Origin of the sequence: Pseudonocardia sp. ICBG1293, assembly GCF_020131355.1 — a bacterium.
Lineage (GTDB): Bacteria > Actinomycetota > Actinomycetes > Mycobacteriales > Pseudonocardiaceae > Pseudonocardia.
Genome location: NZ_JAHLEL010000053.1, coordinates 151,003 through 172,371, shown reverse-complemented (window position 1 = coordinate 172,371; position 21,369 = coordinate 151,003). Strand labels below are relative to the sequence as shown.

The window sequence follows — 21,369 nt, the reverse complement described above, 5'->3', positions numbered from 1 at the left end:
GATCTCCCGTGACCCGCATCGTCATCATGGGCGGCGGACCGGCCGGGTACGAGGCCGCGCTCGTCGCGGCACAGCACGGCAGCGAGGTGACCGTCGTCGAGCGGGACGGGATGGGCGGCGCCTGCGTCGTCTACGACTGTGTCCCCTCGAAGACCTTCATCTCCTCGGCGGCCGTCCGGGTCGACCTGCACCGCGCCGAGGACCTCGGGGTGCTGGTGGACCGCGGCAACTCCGCGGTCGACCTGCCCGCCGTCAACGAGCGGGTCAAGTCCCTCGCGCTCGCCCAGTCCGCCGACGTGCGGGCCCGGCTGGAGAACGAGGGCGTCCGGATCATCGCCGGCACCGCGCAGTTCGCCGGGCCCGCCGCGGCCCGCGCCGCACACGAGGTGACCGCCACCCACACCGACGGGACCGTCGAGGACCTGGTCGCCGACGTCGTCCTCGTCGCCACCGGCGCCACCCCGCGGGTGCTCGACTCCGCCCGTCCGGACGGCGACCGGATCCTCGACTGGCGCCAGCTCTACGACCTCGACGAGCTGCCCGAGCACCTGGTAGTGATCGGGTCCGGCGTGACCGGCGCGGAGTTCTGCTCCGCCTACGTCGAGCTCGGCTGCCGGGTCAGCCTGGTCTCCAGCCGTGACCGGGTCCTGCCGCACGAGGACGCCGACGCCGCCGCCGTGCTCGAGGAGGTCTTTGCCGAGCGCGGTGTCGAGATCCTCGCCCACGCCCGCGCCGACTCCGTGGAGAACACCGGTGACGGCGTCCGCGTCACGTTGTCCGACGGCCGCGTCGTCGAGGGGTCGCACGCCCTGATGACGGTCGGGTCGATCCCGAACACCGCCGACCTCGGTCTGGAGAAGATCGGTATCGAGACCGACCGCGGCGGGTTCGTCCCGGTCGACAAGGTCTCCCGCACCTCCGAGCCGGGTGTCTACGCGGCCGGTGACTGCACCGGTGTGCTGATGCTCGCCTCGGTCGCGGCGATGCAGGGCCGGATCGCGATGTGGCACGCGCTCGGCGAGGGTGTCTCCCCGATCCGGCTGCGGACCGTGGCGGCCAACGTGTTCACCCGCCCCGAGATCGCGACCGTGGGGATCAGCCAGAACGCGATCGACTCCGGCGAGGTCCCGGCCCGGACCGTGATGCTGCCGCTGTCGACCAACCCGCGCGCCAAGATGCGCGGGCTGCGCCGCGGTTTCGTGAAGCTGTTCTGCCGCCCGGCGTCCGGCGTGGTCATCGGGGGTGTCGTGGTCGCCCCGGTCGCGAGCGAGCTGATCCTGCCGATCGCGATGGCGGTCCAGAACGGGCTCGGCGTGGACGACCTGGCGCACACCTTCTCGGTGTACCCGTCGCTGTCCGGGTCGATCACCGAGGCGGGCCGCCAGCTCATGCAGCACTCCGACCTGGACTGAACAGCTCCGCGAGCCGGTCGCGCAGCTCGCCGTCGCCCGCGGGGGCGAGGGTGGACCACTCGGGTCCGCCGTGCGCGCCGGTCCCGCGGGTCAGCCGGTAGCGCCCCCGCGGCGTGTCGACGACGGTGACGTACCCGGGGAGCCGCGCCGGGCTGCCCCATCGGTCGTGCCGGACGGCACAGATCTGCGCACGGTGCGCGGGCCCGGCCACCAGCCACGCCGGCCGGGCCCACTGTGGGTCCTCGCCCTCGGCGCCGGCGTCCGCGGCCGATCCCCCCTCGAGCAGACGGGCCAGCTCGGCGGTGGGCAGCCGCAGGGCGGGCCCGGGGCCCGGTGCGCGCCGCGGCAGGGCCGACACCGCGGCGAACTCCGGTGAGCCCGCCGCGGTCACGGTGACGGTGCCGCCGGTGTGGACGGCGAGGACGCCGTCGCCGTCGCGCTCGGCGGTGACCGCGCGCAGCGGGCCGTCGCCGAACCGGCCGCGGACCTCCAGGTGCCGGTCGGGACGGGCGAGCAGGACCAGCAGCCGGACGAGTGCGGGGTCGGGTCCGGCCGGGCCGGCGAGACCGCGTGCGCGCAGCCCCGCCACGCCGGCCGTCACGACCCGGCGGCGTTCCTGCAGGGTGCGCCCGGGGGAGGGCAGCCGCAGGGCCACCGGGGTGGCGCCCAGCCCGAGGTGCTCCCAGACGACGTCGAACTCGGCCCCGGTGAGCACGAACGACGTCGACGGGGTCCAGGGCGCGGGCTCAGCCACGGCCCCGCCAGCGGGTGTCGGGGCGCAGGACGCCCGGGTCGGGTCGGGCATCGGGCTGCTCCGGTGGGTCGGGGTCGGTGTGGCCGCCGGCGACGAGTCGCCAGGCGGGGGGCCTCGGGTCGGCGGGCGCGGCGACGGCCGCCGCGCCCACCGGTGGGCCGGCCGGGACCGGTCCCGCCCCACCCACCGCCGTCCCGGCCGGGGCGACGGCGTGCTCGACCGGCGCGGCCGCCGGTGGGGTGTGTCTGCCGGGCGTGGGTGCGCCGTGGGGTGCCGTGCCCTCGGCGGCGGGGACGGCCACGTCGCCGGTGGTGACGGCGAGGTGGGCCGGATCCCGGGGGCCGTCGGGGCCCTCGGCGGCGGGACGGTGCGGCGCGGTGCCGTCGCCGGTGGGCTCGTCGCCGGTGGGCTCGGTGCCGGTGGGCTCGGTGCCGGTGGGCTCGGTGCCGGTGGGCTCGGTGCCGGTGGGCTCGGTGCCGGTGGGCTCGGTGCCGGTGGGCTCGGTGCCGGTGGGCTCGGTGCCGGTGGGCTCGGTGCCGGTGGGCTCGGTGCCGGTGGGCTCGGTGCCGGTGGGCTCGTCGCCGGTCGGCCCGGGTGCGGCGGGTCCGGGAACCGGTTCGCGGGGTGTCGTGGCCCCGTCCGGTACGTCGTGCGTCGTCGGCGACCCACCGTCCACGGCGGCCGGGGCCGGGGTGCCGCTGGGGGCACGGGTGCCACTGGTCGTCGCGTCGCCGGAGGGCGGGCGGTGCTCGGCCCCGCTCGCCGGTGTGTCCGGCGGGTCGCCGTGGGCGCCGCCGGGTCCTGCCGGGTGCGACGGGCACCGGTTGTCGCCTGCCGTCGGGCGTCCGGGCCGGGGGCGGTCGCCGGGGGGGGGTGTCTCTATGGGTTCGTCAAGCGGCGGCGAGTTCTGGATCGGGGTTGTTGACCGTGGGCGGGTTGTAGGGGCGGCGGTCGCGGAGCATGGCGTAGATGACGTCGGTGCGGCGTCGGGCGAGGCAGATCAGGGCGGCGTTGTGTCGTTTGCCGGCGGCTCGTTTGCGGTCGTAGTAGGCGCGGCTGGCGGGGTCGGCCAGGGCGGCGAATGCGGACAGGAACAGCGCGGATTTCAGGGCGTGGTTGCCGCGCTGGGATCGGGTTTCGCCTTTGATCGAGGTGCCGGAGCGGCGGGTGACTGGGGCGAGGCCGGCGTAAGCGGCGAGGTGCCCGGCGGTGGGGAACCCGGAGCCGTCGCCGACGATGGTGAGGATCTTGATGGCGGTCCTGACCCCGAGTCCGGGCATCGAGGTCAGGACCGGTCCAAGAGGGTGGGCCTCCAGGCGGGCTTCGAGCTCGTCGGCGAGCTGGTCGCGTTCGGTGTGGACCTGGCGCAGCTGCCCGGCGACGCCGGTGATGACACGGGCGAACGCGGCCGTGCCGGGAACGGTCAGGCTCTGGGCGTCGAGCGAGGTCAGGATCTGGGCGGGAAGGGTGCGGGCCAGTCGAGGCGACCGGGCCCGCATCGTCTCGGCGATCCCGTCAGCGCCGAGCTCTCGCAGGGCTTGCGGGGTGGGCGCGGCCGCGAGCAGGTCGAGCACGCCACCGCGGTCCAGGCGTGGCCCGAGCAGGCGTTCCAGGGCGGGATGAACATGCAGCAGGGCGTCGCGCAGCCGGTTCGTCAGCCGGGTGCTCTGCCCAGCCAGGTCATCGTCGTAACCGGCGAGCACAGTGAGTTCGGCGAGGGTCTCGTCGTCGGTGCCGACCCGGCGCAGGGTGTGCGGCATCGTCCGGGCGGCCTCGGCGATCACGTGGGCGTCGCGGGCGTCGGTCTTGGCCTGCCCGGGATGCAGGTCGGCGATGCGGCGCATCGCCAGCCCGGGCAGGTAGGCCACCGTGATCCCCAGATCACGAGCGACGGCGATGGCCAGCGCTCCGATCGAGGCGGGCTGGTCGATGACCATCAGCACCGCGCCGTGCTCGGCCAGCCCGGACAGCACGGTGCGCAGCGCCGATTCGTCGTTGGGCAGGGCCTTGTCGTGCACCCGCTTCCCGTTGGTGTCGACCGCGCAGGCGTGGTGTTCGGACTTGCCCACGTCCAGGCCGCAGAACACCGCGAACCCGGTCGGGTGCTGGTCAGGATCGGGCAACCGCCGCTCCCTTCTCGTCGCGGCAGGCCGACCACGAGCACCCGCGCCGGCAGCCACGTTACGAGCAGACCACACGGGTCAGGTCTCTATCAGCGGTCGTTGGCGCCCTCCGGCCACGGCGACAACACCCCCCAGATCATCGGGCGACAGGGGCAGTCAGTCATACCGCGGCCGGCGGCCTGCAAGCCCTCAGCGGGCTTGATCAAGAAGGTAACGGGGGTGTCCCCCCGAGGTCCCGGGCGCGCCGGTCCCGCCGGACGGTGGCACCGACCAGGATCCCGGCCCCGCCGAGTGCCCCACCCGCGAGCACGGCCGCGCTCACCCCGGTGCCGCTCCCGGCGGGGTCCGCGCCGCCGCCGCGGGGACCGGCTGCGTCCGGGGTGCCGTCGCCGCCGTCGCCGCCCGGGGCGCGGGCCTCGCCCGCGGGGGACGCCGGTGCGGCCGCGGTGCCGGCCGGCGCACCGGGCCCGGTGGCTGCGCCGGTGCCGCCGCGGGAGGTCTCGCCCGCGGAGCCGGTCCCGGTGTCCGGTCGCGAGGCCGGCCCGCCGACGTCGACCGGTCGCGCTCCCGGCACCCCGGCCCGGCCGTTGCCGGTCAGCACCGCGGCCACGAGGCCGCCGGGGCCGATCCCGGCGAGCACCGTGGTCCCCGGCGGGGCGTCGTCCGGCGGGACCGGGGCCGCGTCGCCACCGGGGCCGGGCGGCGGGGCAGCGACGGCCGGGGAGCCGGGTGGGGCGCCGTCGTCGCGGGCCACCTCGCGGGTCACGTCCGGGGACGGGCTCCAGCCGGTCCACGGGGCGCCGCCGGCGCGGGTGTCGTCGTCGTAGCGGACCATCAGCTCCGCGGCCCGGCCGGCCGAGTTGCCCGCGGCGAGGTCGGCGGCCGCCCAGTCGTCGAGCAGGGCCGGTCCGGCGGGTGAGGTCTCCGGTGGTGCCGGGCTCGCGGCGGCAGGCATCCGGGCCCGGAGGTCCGCGGCGAGCCCGGCCTGGGTGGCGAGTGCGTCGGCGGTACGACCCGCGTCGACGGCGGCCGAGGCGACCCAGCCGCCCAGTGACCCGAGTGCCACCGTGACACCGTCCGCGGCGCTGCCGGACCAGGCCCCGGGCAGGCCGCGGGCCTGACCGGACAGCTCGCGGTGGACCTCGGTCAGGGCGGCGGCGGTGTCGCGCCAGGCCCGCTCCGCACCGGCCGACGCCGACGGCCCCGGTCCGGCCGCCACCATCGCGACGATCTCGGCGTGGCTCAGGCCCGCCCAGCGCGGCCCGGTCACCGGGCGCCCCCGTGCAGGGCGTCGGTGGCGGACGCCTCGGCCCGGGTGTAGGCCCGCCCGGTCGCGGCAGCGGCGTCGCGGGCCCGCAGCAGCTCGGCGTGCAGCGCGCGCAGCCGGCCGATCGCGGCGTCCGGGCCGTCCGCGGCGTGGACGGCGTAGCGGGCGGCGGCGCCGGCGCTGGCGGGGTCGCCCAGCCACGGTTCGACCCGGCGGGCGTCGGCGTCGAGGGTGCGCAGCGCGCCGGCCAGCCGGGCGGCGGCCCGGTCGAGCGCCTCCGCCGCCCCGGCCGGGGCCGCCGGGTCGACACGCAGGTCCGGGTGGATGTCGGGCACGTCGGCCTCCGGTGCGGACGGGCGGATCACGGACGGCCGCACGCTAGGCCCGCACCGTGCCCCGCCACGGGGTTTCGGCGGGGAACGGTCGCGATCGCGAAGCCCGCACACGACGACACCCCCGTCCGCGCCGGTGGCCACCGGCGCGGACGGGGGTGTGCGTCGCGGTCAGGCCGCCGCCACCTCGGACGGCTCCGGGACCCCAGCCGGGGCGCACCCGCGGAGCGGGCACGGCGGTGGGGCCCAGGACCGGGGCGTCCCCCCGTGGGCGGGAACGGTCCCCGCGAACGGCCACCGGCCTGCGAAGCGCTGCAGGTACCAGTAGACGAACAGGTGGTCCGGTTCCTCCGGATCGGTGGCGAACAACGCGCGCCCGCCCAGGTCGGTGACCCAGGAGGCGTACTCGTTCGCCACCTGCCCCGGTGGGCGCGAGGCCCGCCGGGTCAGGAGCCAGTCCTCCGCCCGGGTGCGCCCGGTCGCCAGCGCGGTCGGGTGCAGGGTGGCCCCCGGGAGCTCCCGGAGGTTGGCGGTGAAGGTGCCGATCAGGACCCCGCCCGCGCCGTACGCGGAGGAGGTCAGGGTGAGCAGAGAGTGCGGGCCCGGGATCGGGCCGTCGGTGTGGACGTGCGTCGTGACGTGGAACGTCGTCGGCGCGATGTCGAACTCTGGGGGCATGACGGATCCTGTGACGTCTCGGTCGTACTGGGACGGCTCACGGCGCGGCAGGGCCTGCGTGGTGAGCGGATCCGCGGCGCGGTACTCCGCGTGGCGGTAGTTCCGGGCCCCGTGGATCGGGCACACGGGTCGGCTGTGGAGTTGTCGTGGGTGCTGCTCGGTGCAGGCCGCGGGCGCCGGACGGCGTGCGCGACACGCCGGAGACGCTAGAGCGGCCGGGCGCGCCGGTCAACGGTCGGGACGCCCTGCGCCGTCGCTCGCCAACCGACCCAGCACGACGACGTCGACCCGCTCGCCGTCGACCGTCCACGCCTCCCGCAGCCGGCCCTCCGGCGCGAAACCGAGTGCCGCGGCGACGGCGGCGGAGGCCCGGTTCGGCTCGGCGTGGCACCAGGTCACGCGGTGCAGCCCGAGCCCGCCGAACGCGAAGCGGACGACCGCCCCCGCCGCGGTGCGGGCCAGGCCGCGCCCGCGGGCGCCGGGCAGCGTCCAGCAGCGCAGCTCGGCGGTGCCGTGGGCGAGGTCGAGGTGCTCCAGGGTGACCTCACCGTGCATCTCGCCGGTCGTCGGCTCGGCGACGGCCCAGGCACAGCGGGTGCCGCGGGCCCAGCCGTCGATCCGGTCCGCGACGTGTGCGCCCACCTGCGCGTCGAAGTCCGGGGCCGCCGGGTCGGGCCGGTTGCGCCAGCGCCGGATCTCCGGGTCCCGGCAGGACGCCGCGACGGCCGGGCGGTCGTCCACCCGGCCGTCGTGGCGTGGTCCGCGCAGGTACCAGGCCCCGGCGTTGATCTCGACGGGGTCCAGCGCGCTCAGTCCTTGATCTCGCAGATCACGGTGCCCTGGGTGACCGAGGAGCCCTGCTCGGCGTCCAGCCCGGTCACGGTGCCCGCCTTGGTCGCGGTGACCGGGTTCTCCATCTTCATCGCCTCCAGGACGACGATCAGGTCACCCACCTCGACGGTGTCGCCCTCGGAGACCGCGACCTTGATGATCGTGCCCTGCATGGGAGCGGTGACGGCGTCGCCGGAGGCCTTCGCCCCGCCACCGCCCTTGCCGCCGCGCTTGCGCGGCGCCGCCTTGGCCGCGCCGCCGCCGTTGCCGCCGCCCAGGGCGAGGTCACCGGGCAGGGAGACCTCCAGGCGTCGCCCGCCGACCTCGACCACCACGGTCTGTCGCTCGCCGGACTCCTCGTCGGCACCCGCGCCGCCCTCGAACGGGGCGACGGTGTTGTCCCACTCGGTCTCGATCCAGCGGGTGTGGACGGTGAAGTCCTCCAGGGTGTCCGCCGCATACGCCGGGTCGGCGACGACGAGCCGGTGGAAGTCCAGCACGGTCGCCATGCCCTCGACGGTGAACTCCGCGAGTGCCCGGCGCGAGCGCTCCAGCGCCTGCTGACGGTCGGCGCCCCACACGATCAGCTTCGCCAGCAGCGAGTCGAACTGGCCGCCGATGACCGAGCCGTCCTCGACGCCCGCGTCCATCCGCACGCCCGGACCGGCCGGGTACCAGATCCGCTCGACGGTGCCCGGCGCCGGGAGGAAGTTGCGCCCGGCGTCCTCGCCGTTGATGCGGAACTCGATGGCGTGCCCGCGCGGCTCCGGGTCGCCGTCGAAGTCCAGCTCCTGGCCCTCGGCGATCCGGAACATCTGCCGGACCAGGTCGATCCCGGTGGTCTCCTCCGAGACCGGGTGCTCGACCTGCAGGCGGGTGTTCACCTCGAGGAAGGTGATCATGCCGTCCTGGCCGATCAGGAACTCGACGGTGCCGGCGCCGTAGTAGCCGGCCTCCGTGCAGATCGCCTTCGACGCGTCGTACAGGGTCTGCTTCTGCTCCTCGGACAGGAACGGCGCGGGCGCCTCCTCGACGAGCTTCTGGAACCGGCGCTGCAGCGAGCAGTCACGGGTGCCGACGACCACCACGTTGCCGTGCTGGTCGGCCAGCACCTGGGTCTCGACGTGACGCGGCTTGTCCAGGTAGCGCTCGACGAAGCACTCGCCCCGGCCGAACGCGGCGGTGGCCTCGCGGACCGCGGACTCGTACAGCTCGGCGATCTCGGACCGCTCGCGGGCGACCTTCATCCCGCGGCCACCGCCACCGAAGGCGGCCTTGATCGCGACCGGCAGACCGTGCTCGTCGGCGAAGGCGATGACCTCGTCGGCGTTCTGCACCGGGTCCTTGGTGCCGGGGACCAGCGGGGCGCCGGCCTTGAGCGCGATGTGCCGCGCGGTGACCTTGTCGCCGAGGTCGCGGATCGACTGCGGTGACGGGCCGATCCAGGTGATGTCGGCGTCGATGACGGCCTGGGCGAAGTCGGCGTTCTCCGACAGGAACCCGTAGCCGGGGTGGATCGCGTCCGCGCCGGCCTGCTTCGCGGCTCCGATGATCTTCTCGATGTCGAGGTAGGACTCCGCGGCGGTGGAGCCACCCAGCGCGAAGGCCTCGTCGGCGAGCCGGACGAACATGGCGTCCCGATCCGGGTCGGCGTAGACGGCGACGCTCTCCAGGCCCGCGTCCTTCGCTGCTCGGATCACGCGGACGGCGATCTCTCCCCGGTTGGCGACGAGCACTTTGCGCAGTGCGGGCACGGTCGAACTCCTCCGGTCACGGCGCCGGCCCGATGCTCCGGCGCAGGGTTACCGGGGAGTGTAGGAGCCGCGGACCGGGAAATTACCGGTGGGGAATGTGGTGATGGCAACGCCCTCACCCGTCCGTGCCCCGCGACCCCGGTCGTGATCGTTCCAGTCGTGACCGGCGCCACCACCGTGCGACCCGGTTGCGGGGCCGCGGTGCGGTCGCTCCGTCGTAGTGCAGCGCCGCCTCACGTGCGGCCAGCTCGCGCCGTGCGCCGGGCCCGAGCCCTCCGGCGGCCGCGAGCTCCCGGGCCAGGTCCCAGCCCTCCCGCTGGGCGCCGTAGGGGGCGACGCCGTCGAAGCGGGCGTCGAAGCGGGCCTGCCAGTCCGCCCCGGCGTCCGCGGCGAGCAGCGGCCACTGCGCGGCGACCAGACCGGCCCGCTTGCGTCGCAGCGCCGCCCGGGCCGCCGCCAGGCGCCCCGCGTCGAACCCCGGCGGGTCCGCCCCGCCCGCGACGAGCGCGGCGACCAGCTCGGCCTGCCGGCGCGCGAGCCCGCTCCCGTCCCCACCGTCCGGTGGCACCGGCCCGGGCCGCTGTCCTGCGGGGTCGCTCACGCCGCGCCCGCCCCGCAGGGGGCCGGGTGCCCGGCGGCGGCCGCGACGGCGTCCAGCTCCGCCCGCAGCCGGGCCGCAGGCGGGTAGCGGCCGTCGCGCTCGAGCATCACCGGGGGCGGCATCGGCAGCTGCGCCACGGTGTGGGTCAGCAGTGCCAGCACCGCGTCCGGGACGGGGTCGGTGTGGGTGTCGTGCAGCAGCCCCGCCGCGTCGGTGGCGTGCCCGGCGACGTGGCAGTAGGCCACCGCCCCGGGCGGCAGCCCGGCGAGCAGCGCGTCCACGTCCGCCCGCGGGTCGCGTCCCCGGTTGCGGGCGTTCACGTGGACGTTCGCGACGTCGAGCAGCAGCGGCGCTCCGGTCCGGTCGTGCAGCCGGTGCAGGAACTCGGCCTCGCCGAACTCGTCGTCGGGCCAGTCGAACAGCGCCGCGATCGGTTCCATCGCCAGCGGCACGCCCAGCTCCGCGCGCGTCGCCACGACGTGCGCGGCGAGCACGTCGAGCGCCGCACGGGTCCGCGGCAGGGGCAGCAGGTGCCCGGCGTCGACCCCGCCGGCACGGGTGAAGGCGATGTGCTCGCTGACCAGCGCCGCACCCGTCGCCGCGGCGCACGCCGCGAGGTGGGCGACCCGCCGCGGGTCGAGGGGTCCCGGCGAGCCGGGCGAGAGCCGCACCCCGTGCACGACCACCGGCCTGCGCAGCAGTGACGCCGGCACCGCGTCCGGGCGCAGCGACTCGGCCACGACCTCGTGGAAGCCGAGACCGTCGATGTCGTCGAGGACCGCGGCGATACCGCTGCGCCACCCGACCCCGGTCCCGCCCGGGACGCCGTCCACCTCGCCACCTCCCCGTGCGCACCGTCCCCGCAGCTTCACACCCCCCATGGTGCAGCTGCGGGGACGGCGGATCTGGTCCCCCCTCGTGCGGGTTCAGCCGCCGCAGCCGCCGCCCCCGCCGCAGCCCCCACCGCCGCTGCTCCCGCCGCCGTCGCCGCCGGACCAGCCGCCGACGCCGCCGTCGGAGGAGCCGGCCCCGGTCGCGGTGGGCGCCCCGCCGAGGGTGGCGAGCTTGTGCGCGGCGAGCTCCTCGGCGAAGGCCGGCTCGGCCGCGAGCATCGCGCCGACCCCGAAGGCCCCGACCGATAGCGCGGCCGCGGCCGGCCCGGCGGCCGTCCAGTCCGGGCGCATCGACGGTGACAGCGCGTCGTGACGGGACCGGACGACGGCGAGCGCCGCGTCCCCGGCCCGGGTCCGTGCGGGCACCCGCACCGCGAGCACCGTGGTGACCCCGGCGGTGGCGGCGACGAGCAGGACCAGGACGCCGACCGGCCGGCCCCCGCCCAGCCCGGCCGCGACCCGGACCGCCCCGGCGAGGGCGAGCAGCGCGGGCGGCCAGGCGGTCGCCCGGTAGCGGGCCCGGTCGGCGGGGGACAGCAGCAGCCCCGCGGTCTCCAGCCGCTGGGCGACGCGGGCCAGCTCGGTGCGGACCGGCTCGTGGGTGACCAGCATCCGGCCGGGGGTCAGGCGCTGCGCACAGCGGTGGATCGCCCGCTGCAGCGCGGACGCGCCGTGCCCGGGGATCCGCCCCGCCCGTACCTGGCCGGTCGTGCGGCCGGAGGTGACCAGGCTGCCGTCGACGTGCATGGCCGACAGGGCCGCGTACACGGCCAGCTCGGGGCCGCCGTTGAGGTAGGCGACGTCCTCGGGCCTGCTGTCGAGGGTGCGCGCCCCGCGCGGGTCACCCCGCGCGATCGTCCGGCGCCGGCGCAGCACGATCCCGCAGACCAGGACCAGTGCGACGAGGTAGAGGACCAGGAAGGTCTGACCCGGGATGCCCCAGGTGTCCCCGGTGAGGTTCGTGCCCATCTCCACCACCCCCTGCGGTGAGCGACACTTCGTCGTTCGAAGCAGTGTGCGCCCGCTCACCCCGGCCGTGTCACCGATTTGAGGTGGACTTGAGGAAGGAGCGCGGACGACGACAGCCGGGGTCACCGTCGGTGACCCCGGCTGTCGCGGGAGTGGGTGTGCGGGCTCAGGCGGTCGCGGCCCGCACCTGGTTCTTGATCCGCGCCAGCATCGCCGCGATGCCGCGCAGCCGCAGCGGGCTGACGGCCTCGGCCAGGCCGAGGTCGGTGTAGAAGTCGTCCGGCACCGCCAGCACCGTCGCGGCGGGCTGCCCGTCGAGCCCGGTCACCATGATCGAGGCGAACCCGCGGGTGGTCGGCGCCTCCTTCGGGGCGGAGAAGAACAAGTGCACCGGCCGCTCGCCGCCGTCCTCCACCTCGACGGCGAGGAACAGCGGCGACTGGCACTCGTGGACCTGCTCCATCGTGTCCGCGGTGTCGGCGTAGCGCTCCGGCAGGTCGGGCAGCTCCTGGGACAGCTCCAGCAGCAGTTGGAGGCGGTCCTTCGGACCGACCGCGGCGAAGTCGTCGACCAGCTCGGCGAGGTCGGGAGGAAGGTCCTCGCTCACGCCGACCCGCGCTCCTCGCCCTGCACGATCGGCACGCGCACGGCGTTGCCCCACTCGGTCCAGCTGCCGTCGTAGTTGCGGACCGAGCCGAAGCCCAGCCGGTGGGTCAGCACGAACCAGGTGTGGCTGGAGCGCTCGCCGATCCGGCAGTAGGCGACGACGTCGTCGGTGGCCGACAGCCCCTGCTCCTGCTCGTAGATCGCGGACAGCTCGGCCCGGCTCCGGAACGAGCCGTCCTCGGCGGCGGCGCGGGCCCACGGGCCGCTCGCGGCGCCCGGGATGTGCCCACCGCGGACCGCGCCCTCCTGCGGGTAGTCCGGCATGTGCAGCTTCTCGCCGGTGTACTCCTGCGGGGACCGCACGTCGACCAGCGGCTTGCCCAGGTGGGCGAGCACGTCGTCCTTGAACGCGCGGATGCCCGAGTCGTCGCGCTCCACGACCGGGTAGTCGGCCCGCTGCGGGGCGGGCGCGTCGGTGACCATCTCGCGGCCCTCGGCGACCCACTTGCCGCGGCCGCCGTCGAGCAGGCGCACGTCGGGGTGGCCGAACAGGGAGAACACCCACAGCGCGTAGGCGGCCCACCAGTTGTTCCGGTCGCCGTAGACGACGATCGTGGTGTCCCGGCCGATGGCGCGCTCGGACATGATCTCGGCGAAGCGGGTGCCGTCGACGTAGTCACGGGTGACGGGGTCGTTCAGCTCGGTGTGCCAGTCGACCTTCACCGCGCCGGGGATGTGCCCGGTCTCGTAGAGCAGCACGTCCTCGTCGGACTCCACGACGACGAGGCCGGGGTCGGTGAGGTGCTCGGCCAGCCAGGCCGTGGTGACCAGGCGCTCGGGGTGCGCGTACTCGGCGAGCTTCGGGTCGGGGTCGTGTCCGACAGTCATGGCCGCAGGGTAACCGCGCGCCCCGACACCTACACGGCGGTCAGCGTCGTGGCGTCCACAGATCCACCACCGACACCCCCACGCCACCCAGCAGGCGGCGCAGCAGCGGCAGGCTGATCCCGATCACGTTGGACGGGTCGCCGTCGATGCCCTCGACGAACCAGCCGCCCAGACCGTCGAGAGTGAACGCACCCGCGACCCGCAGCGGCTCGCCGGTGGCGAGGTAGGCGTCCAGCTCGGCGTCGGTCGGCTCGGCGAAGCGCACCCCGGTCCCGGCGTGTCCCTCGGCCTCCTGCACCACCGCGCCGTCGGCCAGCCGCAGCACGGCGTGCCCGGTCAGCAGCTCCCCGGTGCGCCCGGCCATGGCCTTCCAGCGACGCCGCGCCGGCTCCGGGTCGTGCGGCTTGCCGACCAGCTCGCCGTCGACGAGCAGCATCGAGTCGCACCCCACGACCAGGCAGTCGCCGGTCAGCCGGGCGGCGACGGCGGCGGCCTTGGCCGCGGCCAGCAGCGTCACCGCGGCCGCGGGGTCGGCGTCGGGGTGCGCGGCGAGCAGGGCGTCCTCGTCGACGTCGGAGACCTCCACCGCGGGGTCGGCCCCCGCGGCGCGCAGGACCGACAGGCGGGCGGGCGAGGCGGAGGCGAGGACCAGGCGCACGCCGGGAGACGCTACCGGCCCGCCACCACGGCACCGGGGTCCGCCGCCGGGTCGGCGCCGCGGTCCGGTCCGGTGACGCGGTGCAGACGCAGCGCCAGGTGCAGGTGGAAGCGGCCCTCGGGGGTGCGCCAGTCCGGCCCGAGCAGGTCGTCGACCCGTTCCAGGCGCTGGCGCACGGTGTTCGGGTGCACCGACAGCGCGTCGGCGGCCGGGGCGAGCAGCTCGCCCGCGGCGAACCAGTGCCACAGCGTCTCGGCCAGCCGGGTGCGCCGGCGCCGGTCGTAGTCGAGGACCGGGCCGAGGTGCCGCCCGACGATCTCCCGCGACGTGGTGCCGGTCCGGTCCCGGATCACCGCGCCGACCGCGCCGAGCGAGGCGAAGTCGGCGTGCCCGGTGGTGCGGCCGAGCGCCCGTGCGGCGGCGGCGATCTCGGCGGCCTCGGTGTGGGCGCGGCGCAGGTCCGACGGTCCGCCCGACGGGCTGTGCGCGGTCCCGACGAGTGCCGGTGTCCCGGCCGCGGCGAGGCCGTCGGCGACGAGGGGGGCCGCAGCGGGTCCCGCGCAGCCGGGTCCGGTCGGCCCGGCGGCGATCACGCACACGTGCCCGTCGTGCACCGACACCAGCCAGCGGCCCGCCCCGTCGAGTCCCCGCACCGCCCGCGCCGCGGTGACCGCACCGGCCGGGTCCACGTCGACGACCAGCACGGTCGCCGGGGCGTCGGGGGAGACGCCGTACTGCGCGAGCCGGCTGCCCAGCGTCGGCCGCGGCGGGACCCGGCTGTCGACGAGCTCCTCGACCAGGGTGGTCTGGGCGGCCTCGTCGGCCTGGGCCAGTGCGCGCTCGACCAGCAGCGCGACCGTCATGAATGCCGAGGCGTGCGCGAGCCGGGCGACGGCGTCGTCGTCGGCGCCCTCCATGACCAGCGTCGCCAGGTGCTCGCCCGCGGTGGTGATCGCGAGCAGCGCGTAGGTGCCGCCGCCGGGCAGGTGCGCGATCGCCACCCCACCCGCCTGCTGGGAGGTGCGGACCGCCGAGCGGAGCCGCCACCCCGCCAGCTCCTCGGGGGTGAGCAGCCGCCGTCCGGTGCGCAGCGCGCCGGACGGGTCGTGCAGCGAGAGCGGGTGCCCGACCGACTCGGCGAGCACGGCGAACACCCCGGCGGCCTCGGCGGTGGAGCCGGCCATCGCCCCCATCAGCCGCTCGTCGAGGTGCAGCAGGTGCTCCAGGCGCAGCCGCGCGCCGGGGTCGGAGCCGTCGTCGCGGGTGCTGCGCAGGCGGCGGATCTCCTCCCCGCGCCGGGTCTGCTCCAGCGCGACGGCGGCCTGCACGGCCATGTGTTCCAGCGCGGTCCGGGCGGCCGGGCCGAGGGTGCGGGGGGGTGTCTCTATGGGTTCGTCAAGCGGCGGCGAGTTCTGGATCGGGGTTGTTGACCGTGGGCGGGTTGTAGGGGCGGCGGTCGCGGAGCATGGCGTAGATGACGTCGGTGCGGCGTCGGGCGAGGCAGATCAGGGCGGCGTTGTGTCGTTTGCCGGCGGCTCGTTTGCGGTCGTAGTAGGCGCGGCTGGCGGGGTCGGCCAGGGCGGCGAATGCGGACAGGAACAGCGCGGATTTCAGGGCGTGGTTGCCGCGCTGGGATCGGGTTTCGCCTTTGATCGAGGTGCCGGAGCGGCGGGTGACTGGGGCGAGGCCGGCGTAAGCGGCGAGGTGCCCGGCGGTGGGGAACCCGGAGCCGTCGCCGACGATGGTGAGGATCTTGATGGCGGTCCTGACCCCGAGTCCGGGCATCGAGGTCAGGACCGGTCCAAGAGGGTGGGCCTCCAGGCGGGCTTCGAGCTCGTCGGCGAGCTGGTCGCGTTCGGTGTGGACCTGGCGCAGCTGCCCGGCGACGCCGGTGATGACACGGGCGAACGCGGCCGTGCCGGGAACGGTCAGGCTCTGGGCGTCGAGCGAGGTCAGGATCTGGGCGGGAAGGGTGCGGGCCAGTCGAGGCGACCGGGCCCGCATCGTCTCGGCGATCCCGTCAGCGCCGAGCTCTCGCAGGGCTTGCGGGGTGGGCGCGGCCGCGAGCAGGTCGAGCACGCCACCGCGGTCCAGGCGTGGCCCGAGCAGGCGTTCCAGGGCGGGATGAACATGCAGCAGGGCGTCGCGCAGCCGGTTCGTCAGCCGGGTGCTCTGCCCAGCCAGGTCATCGTCGTAACCGGCGAGCACAGTGAGTTCGGCGAGGGTCTCGTCGTCGGTGCCGACCCGGCGCAGGGTGTGCGGCATCGTCCGGGCGGCCTCGGCGATCACGTGGGCGTCGCGGGCGTCGGTCTTGGCCTGCCCGGGATGCAGGTCGGCGATGCGGCGCATCGCCAGCCCGGGCAGGTAGGCCACCGTGATCCCCAGATCACGAGCGACGGCGATGGCCAGCGCTCCGATCGAGGCGGGCTGGTCGATGACCATCAGCACCGCGCCGTGCTCGGCCAGCCCGGACAGCACGGTGCGCAGCGCCGATTCGTCGTTGGGCAGGGCCTTGTCGTGCACCCGCTTCCCGTTGGTGTCGACCGCGCAGGCGTGGTGTTCGGACTTGCCCACGTCCAGGCCGCAGAACACCGCGAACCCGGTCGGGTGCTGGTCAGGATCGGGCAACCGCCGCTCCCTTCTCGTCGCGGCAGGCCGACCACGAGCACCCGCGCCGGCAGCCACGTTACGAGCAGACCACACGGGTCAGGTCTCTATCAGCGGTCGTTGGCGCCCTCCGGCCACGGCGACAACACCCCCCAGATCATCGGGCGACAGGGGCAGTCAGTCATACCGCGGCCGGCGGCCTGCAAGCCCTCAGCGGGCTTGATCAAGAAGGTAACGGGGGGGGTGTCTCTATGGGTTCGTCAAGCGGCGGCGAGTTCTGGATCGGGGTTGTTGACCGTGGGCGGGTTGTAGGGGCGGCGGTCGCGGAGCATGGCGTAGATGACGTCGGTGCGGCGTCGGGCGAGGCAGATCAGGGCGGCGTTGTGTCGTTTGCCGGCGGCTCGTTTGCGGTCGTAGTAGGCGCGGCTGGCGGGGTCGGCCAGGGCGGCGAATGCGGACAGGAACAGCGCGGATTTCAGGGCGTGGTTGCCGCGCTGGGATCGGGTTTCGCCTTTGATCGAGGTGCCGGAGCGGCGGGTGACTGGGGCGAGGCCGGCGTAAGCGGCGAGGTGCCCGGCGGTGGGGAACCCGGAGCCGTCGCCGACGATGGTGAGGATCTTGATGGCGGTCCTGACCCCGAGTCCGGGCATCGAGGTCAGGACCGGTCCAAGAGGGTGGGCCTCCAGGCGGGCTTCGAGCTCGTCGGCGAGCTGGTCGCGTTCGGTGTGGACCTGGCGCAGCTGCCCGGCGACGCCGGTGATGACACGGGCGAACGCGGCCGTGCCGGGAACGGTCAGGCTCTGGGCGTCGAGCGAGGTCAGGATCTGGGCGGGAAGGGTGCGGGCCAGTCGAGGCGACCGGGCCCGCATCGTCTCGGCGATCCCGTCAGCGCCGAGCTCTCGCAGGGCTTGCGGGGTGGGCGCGGCCGCGAGCAGGTCGAGCACGCCACCGCGGTCCAGGCGTGGCCCGAGCAGGCGTTCCAGGGCGGGATGAACATGCAGCAGGGCGTCGCGCAGCCGGTTCGTCAGCCGGGTGCTCTGCCCAGCCAGGTCATCGTCGTAACCGGCGAGCACAGTGAGTTCGGCGAGGGTCTCGTCGTCGGTGCCGACCCGGCGCAGGGTGTGCGGCATCGTCCGGGCGGCCTCGGCGATCACGTGGGCGTCGCGGGCGTCGGTCTTGGCCTGCCCGGGATGCAGGTCGGCGATGCGGCGCATCGCCAGCCCGGGCAGGTAGGCCACCGTGATCCCCAGATCACGAGCGACGGCGATGGCCAGCGCTCCGATCGAGGCGGGCTGGTCGATGACCATCAGCACCGCGCCGTGCTCGGCCAGCCCGGACAGCACGGTGCGCAGCGCCGATTCGTCGTTGGGCAGGGCCTTGTCGTGCACCCGCTTCCCGTTGGTGTCGACCGCGCAGGCGTGGTGTTCGGACTTGCCCACGTCCAGGCCGCAGAACACCGCGAACCCGGTCGGGTGCTGGTCAGGATCGGGCAACCGCCGCTCCCTTCTCGTCGCGGCAGGCCGACCACGAGCACCCGCGCCGGCAGCCACGTTGCGAGCAGACCACACGGGTCAGGTCTCTATCAGCGGTCGTTGGCGCCCTCCGGCCACGGCGACAACACCCCCCAGATCATCGGGCGACAGGGGCAGTCAGTCATACCGCGGCCGGCGGCCTGCAAGCCCTCAGCGGGCTTGATCAAGAAGGTAACGGGGCGCGGTGGGCCACCAGCAACGCCCCGACGACCCGTCCGCCCAGGCGCATCGGGGCGCCCGCGATGGCCCGCACCCCCTCCCCGCCGACGATCGTGTCGATCCCGGACAGGTGGTTGAGCGACCGGTCGGCCAGGTAGTCGGCGGTCGCGACCGTCCCCGCGCCCGCCGCGGCCCGCCCGAGCACGCCGGTGCCGAACGGCATCCGGATCGCGCGGTACTCCGGCGTGCGGACCCCGTCGGTCAGCTGGATGAAGGTCGTCCCGGAGTGCAGGTCGTTGAGGCTGAAGTAGGCCATGTCCGCCCCGAGCAGCGCCCGGGTGCGACGCAGGATCGCGCCGAGCATGACCTCGCGGTCGCCGATGTTCGCGAGGTCCAGCGCGGTCTGCCCGACCGCCTGCAGGATCGCGTCCTGACCGGGTTCGGGGAACGGCGGAGCCGGCTTCATGCGGCCGACCCTATGTCTGTCCGCGCCATGTCCGGCGATCAAGACAGGCGCATACGACCATGGACGCCCGACCCGGGCTTCCCGAGACTGGCCCGGCGACGACTGCCAGAACCCTCCAGCGACGAAGGGAACCTCCATGGCCACGGCGAACAAGCTCAGCGTCATCCCCTGCGGGGCGATGCACGCGAACCTCCCGTTCCTGCTCCTCAAGCCCGGCGTCAGCATCAAGCCCCGCTCCGAGAAGGACTCCCCGGTCGACTGGGTCGAGGTCCCGACGCACTGCGTGCTCGTCGAGACCGACGAGGGGAAGCTCCTGTGGGACACCAGCTGTCCCTCGGACTGGGAGACGCGCTGGGCGCCGACCGGTCTGCAGGAGTTCTTCCCCTACGACCAGGTCGCCGACGACGAGTACCTGGACAAGCAGCTGCACAAGATGGGCGTCGGACTGGACGAGATCGACTACGTGGTCCTCTCGCACCTGCACTTCGACCACGCCGGCAACGCCCAGATGTTCAAGAACACGAACGCGAAGATGATCTGCTCGGACAAGGAGAAGGAGTTCGCGCTCGGCTTCGAGGGCCCGTTCAACGGTGCCCACCTCAAGGCCGACTACGAGGGCATCGACTGGGAGATCGTCTCCGGTGACGTCGAGCTGCTCCCGGGCGTCAGCATGATCCAGACCCCCGGGCACACCCCGGGCTGCATGTCGATGCGCGTCGACCTCCCCGACACCGGGACGATGATCTTCACCTCGGACGCGGTCTACATGGGGGAGAGCTACGGCCCGCCCGCAGCGCCGGCCGCGATCGTGAACAACCTGGAGGACTGGTTCTCCTCGGTGGAGAAGCTGCGCGGCATCCAGGAGCAGACGAACGCGCAGATGGTGTTCGGCCACGACGCCGAGCAGATCCACCAGCTGCGCAAGGCACCGGAGGGGTCGTACACCTGATGACGTTCGAGGTTCCGGAGTTCACCGAGGAGACGATCTTCACCTGGGGTGCGCCGCCGCTGAAGTTCGGCGCCGGCGCGATCGACGAGGTCGGCTTCGAGCTGTCGGCCTACGACGTGTCGCGGGTGCTGATCGTGACCGACCCCGGCGTGAACGCGCTGGGCGCCCCGCAGCGGCTGGCCGACAACCTGTCCCGCCACGGCATCGAGTCCGAGATCTTCGACGGCGTGCACGTCGAGCCGACCGACGACTCGATGAACAAGGCGACCGAGTACGCCCGCGCGCAGGGGCCGTGGGACGGCTTCGTCGCGATCGGCGGCGGGTCGGCGATCGACACCGCCAAGGCGATCAACCTGCTCACCAGCCACCCCGACGAGCTGATGGACTACATCAACAAGCCGATCGGCGGCGCCAAGGTCCCGCCCGGACAGCTCAAGCCGCTGATCGCGGTCCCGACGACGGCGGGCACCGGCTCGGAGTCCACCGCGATGTGCGTGCTGGACATCCTGTCGATGAAGGTCAAGACCGGGATCAGCCACTGGCGGCTGCGCCCGACCCTGGCCGTCATCGACCCGCTGCTGACGATGACGCTGCCGCCGCAGGTCACCGCAGCCGCCGGGATGGACATCACCTGCCACGCGCTGGAGAGCTACACGGCGCGCTACTACACGACCTTCGACCGGAAGAAGCCCGAGGAGCGGGTGACCTACTGCGGCTCCAACCCGGTGTCGGACCTGTGGTGCGAGAAGGCGATGTCGCTGCTGGCGAAGTCGTTCCGGACGGCGGTGCAGCGCGGCGCCGAGGACGTCGAGGCCCGCTCGGACATGATGATGGCCGCGACCTTCGCCGGGATGGGCTTCGGCAACTCCGGGGTGCACATCCCGCACGCCAACGCCTACCCGATCGCCGGAATGGTCAAGGACTACCGGCCGCAGGGCTATCCGCAGGACGAGGCGATGGTGCCGCACGGGGAGTCGGTCTCGCTGACGGCGCCGGAGGCGTTCCGGTTCTCCTTCGACTCCGCGCCCGAGCGGCACCTGAAGGCGGCGGAGCTGATGGACCCGCGGGCGGACCGGGTGAACGACCCGCGCGAGCAGCTGCCGGGGGTGCTGACCCGGCTGATGCGCGACATCGGCATCCCGAACGGCATCGGCGGCGTCGGCTACACCGAGGCCGACGTCCCGGACCTGGTCCCCGGGACGATGAAGCAGCAGCGGCTGCTCGCGACCTGCCCGCGGACCCCGACCGAGGACGACATCGCCGACATCCTCACGAAGTCCGTCGAGAACTGGTGACCGTCGCGGCCGGTGGTCCTCCGGGGCCACCGGCCGCCCCGATCGAAGGCGGCACGATGCCGATCTACGTCTTCCGCTGCGGGTGCGGAGCCCGCTTCGAGCACCTCGCGTCCATGTCGGACGCGGCCACCCCGCCCTGCCCGCTCTGCGGGGACGGCGCGACCAGCAAGGTCCCCGCCGGGTTCGCGCTCGGCGGCCAGGCCAGCCCCGGCCTGTCCAAGGACGAGATGCCCCAGACCTGGCGCGGGGTCTACAACGGGAACTCCGAGTACATCGACTCGATGCGCCGGACCTGGGACCAGCGACGACGGCTGGAGGAGAAGTACCCGGAGATCGCCGGGGACCAGCGCCCGGTCCTGGCGCACGAGGGCAAGTACCACGACGCCCCGCTGCGGGCCGGTGACATCCAGATCGGCGGCACCGCTCCGATGCCCGGCGCCGGCCTGGCCGCGAAACAGGGCCACGGCCACGGACACGGCCACGGACACGGCCCCACGCCCACTCCCACCCCCGAGCCTCCGGCCGCCGACTGAGCCGCGAGCCCCCGGCCGGATCCACACCCCCCGGCCGCCTCCCACACCCGCTGCAACGGGTG

General features: G+C 74.7%; 22 protein-coding genes. 4 read left to right on the top strand and 18 right to left on the bottom strand.

Annotated elements, in window-relative coordinates; genetic code table 11:
* Positions 1 to 8 precede the first annotated feature (8 nt).
* Positions 9 to 1,412 carry an NAD(P)H-quinone dehydrogenase gene (locus KPF47_RS29680; protein WP_224392104.1) on the top strand — a complete coding sequence of 468 codons (1,404 nt, stop codon included), beginning with the start codon at positions 9 to 11 and terminating at the stop codon, positions 1,410 to 1,412.
* Here the strand turns inward: KPF47_RS29680 and KPF47_RS29675 are convergent.
* From KPF47_RS29675 to KPF47_RS29590, 18 genes are all read right to left on the bottom strand, one after another.
* A complete protein-coding gene (locus KPF47_RS29675; protein WP_224392274.1) occupies positions 1,387 to 2,166 on the bottom strand; it encodes an ESX secretion-associated protein EspG in 780 nt (259 codons plus the stop codon). The two genes, KPF47_RS29680 and KPF47_RS29675, sit on opposite strands and share 26 nt — an antisense overlap.
* The gene (locus tag KPF47_RS29670; protein ID WP_224392283.1) at positions 2,159 to 2,842 is read right to left on the bottom strand and encodes a hypothetical protein; all 684 of its coding nucleotides are present in this window, start codon (positions 2,840 to 2,842) and stop codon (positions 2,159 to 2,161) included. The genes KPF47_RS29675 and KPF47_RS29670 overlap by 8 nt, the downstream gene beginning before the upstream one ends.
* A gap of 214 nt (positions 2,843 to 3,056) precedes the next feature.
* On the bottom strand, positions 3,057 to 4,289 hold the full coding sequence (locus KPF47_RS29665) for an IS110 family transposase (protein WP_224386690.1): 1,233 nt from the start codon (positions 4,287 to 4,289) through the stop codon (positions 3,057 to 3,059).
* 202 nt (positions 4,290 to 4,491) lie between these two features.
* Positions 4,492 to 5,559: a hypothetical protein gene (locus tag KPF47_RS29660; RefSeq protein ID WP_224392103.1), complete on the bottom strand. Its 1,068-nt coding sequence runs from the start codon at positions 5,557 to 5,559 to the stop codon at positions 4,492 to 4,494.
* Positions 5,556 to 5,921 carry a hypothetical protein gene (locus KPF47_RS29655; RefSeq protein ID WP_224392102.1) on the bottom strand — a complete coding sequence of 122 codons (366 nt, stop codon included), beginning with the start codon at positions 5,919 to 5,921 and terminating at the stop codon, positions 5,556 to 5,558. Before KPF47_RS29655 ends, KPF47_RS29660 begins: the two co-directional genes overlap by 4 nt.
* A gap of 138 nt (positions 5,922 to 6,059) precedes the next feature.
* Positions 6,060 to 6,566, bottom strand: a complete 507-nt coding sequence (locus KPF47_RS29650; RefSeq protein WP_224392101.1) for a hypothetical protein — start codon at positions 6,564 to 6,566, stop codon at positions 6,060 to 6,062.
* A gap of 228 nt (positions 6,567 to 6,794) precedes the next feature.
* The gene (locus KPF47_RS29645; protein WP_224392100.1) at positions 6,795 to 7,307 is read right to left on the bottom strand and encodes a GNAT family N-acetyltransferase; all 513 of its coding nucleotides are present in this window, start codon (positions 7,305 to 7,307) and stop codon (positions 6,795 to 6,797) included.
* A 68-nt stretch (positions 7,308 to 7,375) separates the two neighbouring features.
* On the bottom strand, positions 7,376 to 9,151 hold the full coding sequence (locus KPF47_RS29640; protein WP_224392099.1) for an acetyl/propionyl/methylcrotonyl-CoA carboxylase subunit alpha: 1,776 nt from the start codon (positions 9,149 to 9,151) through the stop codon (positions 7,376 to 7,378).
* 115 nt (positions 9,152 to 9,266) lie between these two features.
* On the bottom strand, positions 9,267 to 9,752 hold the full coding sequence (locus KPF47_RS29635; protein WP_224392098.1) for a hypothetical protein: 486 nt from the start codon (positions 9,750 to 9,752) through the stop codon (positions 9,267 to 9,269).
* Positions 9,749 to 10,585 carry a DUF692 family multinuclear iron-containing protein gene (locus KPF47_RS29630; protein ID WP_224392097.1) on the bottom strand — a complete coding sequence of 279 codons (837 nt, stop codon included), beginning with the start codon at positions 10,583 to 10,585 and terminating at the stop codon, positions 9,749 to 9,751. Before KPF47_RS29630 ends, KPF47_RS29635 begins: the two co-directional genes overlap by 4 nt.
* Positions 10,586 to 10,678: 93 nt before the next feature.
* Entirely contained in the window at positions 10,679 to 11,614 is a 936-nt protein-coding gene (locus KPF47_RS29625) for a TIGR04222 domain-containing membrane protein (RefSeq protein WP_305080482.1), read from the bottom strand.
* 166 nt (positions 11,615 to 11,780) lie between these two features.
* A complete protein-coding gene (locus KPF47_RS29620; RefSeq protein ID WP_224392096.1) occupies positions 11,781 to 12,221 on the bottom strand; it encodes a SufE family protein in 441 nt (146 codons plus the stop codon).
* Positions 12,218 to 13,108: a sulfurtransferase gene (locus KPF47_RS29615; RefSeq protein ID WP_224392095.1), complete on the bottom strand. Its 891-nt coding sequence runs from the start codon at positions 13,106 to 13,108 to the stop codon at positions 12,218 to 12,220. The genes KPF47_RS29620 and KPF47_RS29615 overlap by 4 nt, the downstream gene beginning before the upstream one ends.
* Before the next feature lie 40 nt (positions 13,109 to 13,148).
* Positions 13,149 to 13,766: a nucleoside triphosphate pyrophosphatase gene (locus KPF47_RS29610; RefSeq protein ID WP_224392094.1), complete on the bottom strand. Its 618-nt coding sequence runs from the start codon at positions 13,764 to 13,766 to the stop codon at positions 13,149 to 13,151.
* Between the two features lie 11 nt (positions 13,767 to 13,777).
* Positions 13,778 to 15,100: a CdaR family transcriptional regulator gene (locus KPF47_RS29605; RefSeq protein WP_224392093.1), complete on the bottom strand. Its 1,323-nt coding sequence runs from the start codon at positions 15,098 to 15,100 to the stop codon at positions 13,778 to 13,780.
* A 61-nt stretch (positions 15,101 to 15,161) separates the two neighbouring features.
* The gene (locus KPF47_RS29600; protein WP_224386690.1) at positions 15,162 to 16,394 is read right to left on the bottom strand and encodes an IS110 family transposase; all 1,233 of its coding nucleotides are present in this window, start codon (positions 16,392 to 16,394) and stop codon (positions 15,162 to 15,164) included.
* 239 nt (positions 16,395 to 16,633) lie between these two features.
* Complete coding sequence (locus KPF47_RS29595) at positions 16,634 to 17,866, bottom strand: IS110 family transposase (protein ID WP_224386690.1); 1,233 nt, start codon at positions 17,864 to 17,866, stop codon at positions 16,634 to 16,636.
* 202 nt (positions 17,867 to 18,068) lie between these two features.
* Positions 18,069 to 18,530, bottom strand: coding sequence for a GAF domain-containing protein (locus KPF47_RS29590; RefSeq protein ID WP_224392092.1), 462 nt, complete (start codon positions 18,528 to 18,530; stop codon positions 18,069 to 18,071).
* A 136-nt stretch (positions 18,531 to 18,666) separates the two neighbouring features.
* On the opposite strand from KPF47_RS29590, the gene KPF47_RS29585 reads away from it, so the two are divergent.
* Genes KPF47_RS29585 through KPF47_RS29575 form a run of 3 tightly spaced genes read left to right on the top strand, consistent with a single transcriptional unit; the run spans position 18,667 to position 21,307 of the window.
* Complete coding sequence (locus tag KPF47_RS29585; protein ID WP_224392091.1) at positions 18,667 to 19,479, top strand: N-acyl homoserine lactonase family protein; 813 nt, start codon at positions 18,667 to 18,669, stop codon at positions 19,477 to 19,479.
* Complete coding sequence (locus KPF47_RS29580; RefSeq protein ID WP_224392090.1) at positions 19,479 to 20,774, top strand: hydroxyacid-oxoacid transhydrogenase; 1,296 nt, start codon at positions 19,479 to 19,481, stop codon at positions 20,772 to 20,774. The genes KPF47_RS29585 and KPF47_RS29580 overlap by 1 nt, the downstream gene beginning before the upstream one ends.
* Positions 20,775 to 20,830: 56 nt before the next feature.
* Complete coding sequence (locus KPF47_RS29575; RefSeq protein ID WP_224392089.1) at positions 20,831 to 21,307, top strand: zinc ribbon domain-containing protein; 477 nt, start codon at positions 20,831 to 20,833, stop codon at positions 21,305 to 21,307.
* Positions 21,308 to 21,369 lie beyond the last annotated feature (62 nt).